Genomic DNA, 5129 nt, shown 5'->3' on the forward strand with positions numbered 1-5129 from the left:
GGGGTCGATCGAGTCGTAGGGCACGAGCGCACCGGCGTTGACGATGCCCATGTCCAGGCCGGCCTTGATGGCGTGGAACAGGAACACCGCGTGGATCGCCTCGCGGACGGGGTTGTTGCCCCGGAACGAGAACGACACGTTCGAGATGCCGCCGGAGATGTGCACCCCGGGAAGGTTCTCCTTGATCCAGGCGCAGGCCTCGATGAAGTCGATCCCGTAAGTCGCATGCTCCTCGATACCGGTCGCCAGCGCGAAGCAGTTCGGGTCGAAGATGATGTCCTCGGCCGGGAAGCCGACCTCTTCGGTCAGGATCCGGTAGGCGCGCCCGCAGATCTCCTTGCGGCGCTCCAGGTTGTCAGCCTGACCCTGCTCGTCGAAGGCCATCACGACGACCGCGGCGCCGTACTTGCGGCACAGCCGTGCTTCGCGGATGAACTTCTCCTCGCCCTCCTTCATGGAGATCGAGTTGACGATCGGCTTGCCCTGCACGTTCTTCAGGCCGGCCTCGATGACCTCCCACTTGGAGGAGTCGATCATCACCGGCACGCGGCTGATGTCCGGCTCGGCCGCGATCAGCTTGGTGAACCGGTCCATCGCGGCGACGCCGTCGATCATGCCCTCGTCCATGTTGATGTCGATGACCTGCGCACCGACCTCGACCTGCTGCAGGGCGACCGACAGCGCGGTGTCGTAGTCCTCGGCCTTGATCAGGTTGCGGAACCGGGCGGAGCCGGTGATGTTGGTGCGCTCACCGATGTTCACGAACAGGGACTCGTCGGTGATGTTGAGCGGCTCCAGGCCCGAGAGCCGGGTGGCCACCCGGAGTTCCGGCAGCGCACGCGGCGCTTTGCCCTCGACGACCTTGGCGATCTCGGCGATGTGCGGCGGCGCGGTTCCGCAGCAACCACCTACCAGGTTGACCAGGCCTGCCTCGGCGAAGTCGGCGATGTAGCCGGCCTGACGCTCCGGGGACTCGTCATACTCGCCAAAGGCGTTGGGCAGACCGGCGTTCGGATAGCAGGAGACGAAAGTGTCCGCGATCCGCGCCACCTCGGCGATGTAGGGCCTCATCTCCGGCGCACCCAGGGCACAGTTGAGGCCCACCGCGATCGGCTTCGCGTGCCTGATCGCGTTCCAGAAGGCTTCGGTTACCTGACCGGACAACGTCCGTCCGGAAGCATCGGTGATGGTGCCCGAGATGATGACCGGCCAGCGGCGTCCGCGGTCTTCGAACAGCGTCTCGACGGCGAACACCGCCGCCTTGGCGTTCAGCGAGTCGAAGATCGTCTCGATGATGATGAGGTCGGCACCACCGTCGACCAGGCCGCTGGCCGATTCGAGGTAGGCGGCGACCAGCTGGTCGTAGGAGACGTTGCGGGACCCGGGGTCATTGACGTCCGGCGAGATCGACGCGGTCCGCGTCGTCGGTCCGAGGGCGCCGGCGACGTAGCGGGGCTTGTCCGGGGTGCTGAACTCGTCGGCGGCCTTGCGGGCCAGCGCGGCACCGGCGTAGTTCAGTTCGTAGCTCAGCTCCGCCATGTCGTAGTCGGAGAGCGAGACCGCATTCGCGTTGAATGTGTTGGTCTCCAGGATGTCGGCGCCCGCCTGCAGGTACTCGCGGTGAATCCCCTCGATGATCTGCGGCTGCGTCAGGGTGAGCAGGTCATTGTTGCCCTGGAGCGGGGTCGGCCAATCCTTGAACCGCTCGCCGCGGTAGCCGGCCTCGTCCGGCCGGTCCCGCTGGATCGCCGTACCCATCGCGCCGTCGATCACCAGAATCCGCTGACGCAGAGCTGCCGTCAGTTCGTCGGTGCAGTCCGGCCGGATGTTCGGCTCCCAGGATTTCGGGTCACGGGCGTTCACGCACACATTCCTTCCGTAGCGGAAGGCGTCCTTGACTCTGCCGAGCGTGGCGGATACCGGCAGGGGCCGGAGAACCGTTGCAACGCCTCTCGACCAGAAAAGTCTACGTCGTCACTCGACGTCTGGACGCCCAGCACGACCCGACCCACTGGGCGATCGCGGTGCCCTCGCGGATCTTGTCGGCAATGTCGTAGTTACCAAGGGTAACCAGATTGCAGCCGAACGTATTTCGTCTTGACGGGCACAAGAATAGTCGGTCTATGGAAAATGCCTGGGTGGTTGATAGCGCTCGCCGCCCCGGGAGTCCGGTCAGGCCGTACGCTAATTGCGTGACCTCGCCGGATGTCAGCGCTTCGCTACCCGAATTGCACAACACGATCGTCGTGGCGGCGTTCGAGGGTTGGAACGACGCCGGCGACGCGGCCAGCGATGCCCTGGAGCACCTGGACGCCATCTGGGAGGCCGACCCGATCGTCGAGATCGACGACGAGGCTTACTACGACTATCAGGTGAACCGCCCGGTCATTCGGCAGGTTGACGGCGTCACACGGGAGTTGGTGTGGCCATCGATGCGGATCTCACACTGCCGCCCGCCCGGCGCCGACCGCGACATCGTGTTGATGCACGGCGTTGAGCCGAACATGCGCTGGCGCACCTTCTGCGCCGAGCTGCTCGCCGTCGCCGACAAGCTCAACGTCGACACCGTGGTGATCCTCGGCGCGCTGCTGGCTGATACGCCGCACACCCGGCCGGTGCCGGTGTCCGGGGCGGCCTACTCCCCCGAATCGGCGCGCCGGTTTGGACTGCAGGAAACCCGCTACGAGGGTCCGACCGGCATCGCAGGCGTGTTTCAGGACGCTTGCGTGGCGGCCGGCATTCCGGCGGTGACTTTCTGGGCTGCGGTTCCGCACTACGTGTCCCAGCCGCCGAATCCGAAAGCGACTGTGGCGCTGCTGCGCCGGGTCGAGGACGTGCTCGATATCGAGGTGCCGCTGGCTGATCTGCCGGCTCAGGCCGAGGAGTGGGAGCAGGCGGTCACCGAGATGACCGCCGAGGACGACGAAATCTCGGAGTACGTGCAGTCATTGGAGCAACGCGGTGACGCCGAGGTCGACATGAACGAGGCGCTTGGCAAGATCGACGGCGACGCGCTGGCCGCCGAGTTCGAGCGCTACCTGCGTCGGCGCCGTCCCGGCTTCGGGCGCTAACTTCTATCGCTGCTCCAGCGCCTCGTTGCTGGCGCTGGTGGAACGGCCCAGCGCGGCGACTTCGGCGTCCATCCGGGGAAGAAGTTCCTGAGCGATCTTGGACATTGCGCCTTCGCCAAACGGGGTCGACAGCACCGGCTTGAGCCAGCGGAACCACCGCACCCAGCCCGGGCAGTAGATCCGTCGTTTGCGGTGCTCAATGCCCTTGACGAAGGCGGCGGCGCAGGCGTCCACCGAGGTGGTCTTGTTCAGCGGGAAGGGCAGCCGGGCCAGCAGTTCTTGGAATGACGGCAGATCGGCCTTGCTGTCGCGGACCAAGGCGGTGTCGATCCAGGACATGTGGGCCGAGCCGACGGTGACCCCCCGCTGGCCGACCTCAAGGCGCAACGCGTTGGCCAGGTGCTCGACACCTGCCTTCGACGCGTCGTAGGGAATCATGCCGGGCGCCGCCGCGAACGCGGCCAGCGACGAGACGATCAGCACGTAGCCGCGGCGCTCGATCACCGACGGCAGCGCTGCACGCACGGTGTGGAAGACGCCGAGCACGTTGACGTCGAGGACCCGCCGGAACGCCTCGGGATCGACCTGAAGCGCCGATCCGTAGCTGGCGATGCCGGCGTTGGCGATGACGACATCGATACCGCCGAACTTTTCGACGGCCTGGCTCGCGGCGGCCTGCATGGCTCCAAGATCACGCACGTCGGCGGTGGCGGTCAGCACCCACTCGTCGCCGCCGAGCTCGGCGGACATCGCCGCCAGTGCACCCGCGTCCAGGTCGGTCAACACCAGCTTGGCGCCCTTGGCGTGCAACCGCCGCGCTACCTCGGCCCCGATTCCATGGCCACCGCCCGTGATGAAGACGACTTGCGAGTTCACTGAGGTCATTGCCGCAACCTACCGCTGCGGCGTTTGCAGGTCCACTCCCAGCAGCGCGTCCACCGCTGTTGCCACCGCGTGCGGCGCCTCGGCATCGTGCCCGCCGTATTCCAGTGCATCGGTGGTCCAACCATCAAGTGCAGCAAGCGCTTTGGGGGTATCAAGGTCGTCGGCGAGATAGCGGCGCAGCCGGGCGATGACGTCGGCGGCATCCGGCGCTTCGGGCAGAGCGGTCGCGGTGCGCCACCGATGCAGCCGCGCAGTGGCCGACTCGAGTACTTCGGCGCTCCAGTCGCGGTCGGAGCGATAGTGGCCGGCCAGCAGGCCCAGTCGGACGGCCGACGGCTCGACGCCCTGGCCGCGTAACCCCGACACCAGAACCAGGTTGCCACGGCTCTTGGACATCTTGCGCCCGTCCAAGCCGATCATGCCCGCGTGCACATAGTGGCGGGCGAATCGTCGCTCGCCACTGACACATTCGGCATGCGCGGCGGTGAACTCGTGATGCGGGAAGACCAGATCGCTGCCACCGCCCTGGATGTCCAGTCCGCTGCCGATCCGGCTGAGCGCGATCGCCGCGCACTCGACGTGCCAACCCGGCCGGCCGGGACCAAACGGCGACGGCCAGCTCGGCTCCCCGGGCCGCGCAGCACGCCACATCAGCGCGTCTAGTTGGTCGGTCTTGCCCCGTCGGTCCGGGTCGCCGCCGCGCTCGGCGAACAAAGCCAGCATGGTGTCGCGGTCATAACCGGATTCGTAGCCGAACTGCAGCGTCGCGTCGGCGCGGAAGTACACATCGGGATAGTCGGGGTCGTCGATGACATAGGCAGCACCCGAGGCCAGCATCTTTTCCACCAGTTCGACTACTTCGGCCACCGCCTCGGTCGCCGCGACGTATTCGCCTGGCGGCAGCACCCGCAGCGCGGCCATGTCATCGCGATACAGCGAAACCTCGCGACCCGCGAGGTCGCGCCAGTCAAGGCCGTCACGGTTGGCCCGCTCGAACAATGGATCGTCGACATCGGTGACGTTCTGCACGTAGTGCACGTTGTGTCCGAGATCCAGCCACAGCCGCTGGATCAGGTCGAAGGCCAGATAGGTGGCGGCGTGGCCGAGGTGGGTGGCGTCATACGGCGTGATCCCGCACACGTACATGGTGGCCGTCGGTCCAGCGACCACCGG

At 66.6% G+C, this 5129-nt stretch carries 4 protein-coding genes and 1 pseudogene; 1 reads left to right on the plus strand and 4 read right to left on the minus strand.

Translation table 11 applies throughout. From position 1 onward, the window contains the following. Both WBF82_RS02145 and WBF82_RS02150 read right to left on the minus strand, forming a co-directional pair. Positions 1 to 1863: homocysteine S-methyltransferase family protein (locus WBF82_RS02145; RefSeq protein ID WP_424381455.1), on the minus strand; the 1863-nt coding region annotated here is incomplete at its 3' end. 142 nt (positions 1864 to 2005) lie between these two features. Further along, positions 2006 to 2092: pseudogene (locus WBF82_RS02150) on the minus strand (hypothetical protein); the annotation flags it as partial. A 100-nt stretch (positions 2093 to 2192) separates the two neighbouring features. Between WBF82_RS02150 and WBF82_RS02155 the strand changes: the two are divergent. Beyond that, entirely contained in the window at positions 2193 to 3071 is an 879-nt protein-coding gene (locus tag WBF82_RS02155; RefSeq protein WP_424381456.1) for a PAC2 family protein, read from the plus strand. Positions 3072 to 3074: 3 nt separating this feature from the next. Here WBF82_RS02155 and WBF82_RS02160 read toward each other — a convergent pair whose 3' ends face one another. Both WBF82_RS02160 and mshC read right to left on the minus strand, forming a co-directional pair. After that, entirely contained in the window at positions 3075 to 3956 is an 882-nt protein-coding gene (locus tag WBF82_RS02160; RefSeq protein WP_424381457.1) for an SDR family oxidoreductase, read from the minus strand. Between the two features lie 9 nt (positions 3957 to 3965). Beyond that, the coding region (mshC, locus tag WBF82_RS02165; protein ID WP_424381458.1) for a cysteine--1-D-myo-inosityl 2-amino-2-deoxy-alpha-D-glucopyranoside ligase at positions 3966 to 5129 on the minus strand (1164 nt) is incomplete at its 5' end.

The sequence above is a fragment of the Mycobacterium sp. genome, assembly GCF_049673265.1.
Taxonomy (GTDB): Bacteria; Actinomycetota; Actinomycetes; order Mycobacteriales; family Mycobacteriaceae; genus Mycobacterium.

Bases quoted from the DNA above. Each gene is read 5' to 3' on its own strand.
- WBF82_RS02160 (WP_424381457.1), bottom strand. From the start codon at position 3,956: ATGACCTCAGTGAACTCGCAAGTCGTCTTCATCACGGGCGGTGGCCAT.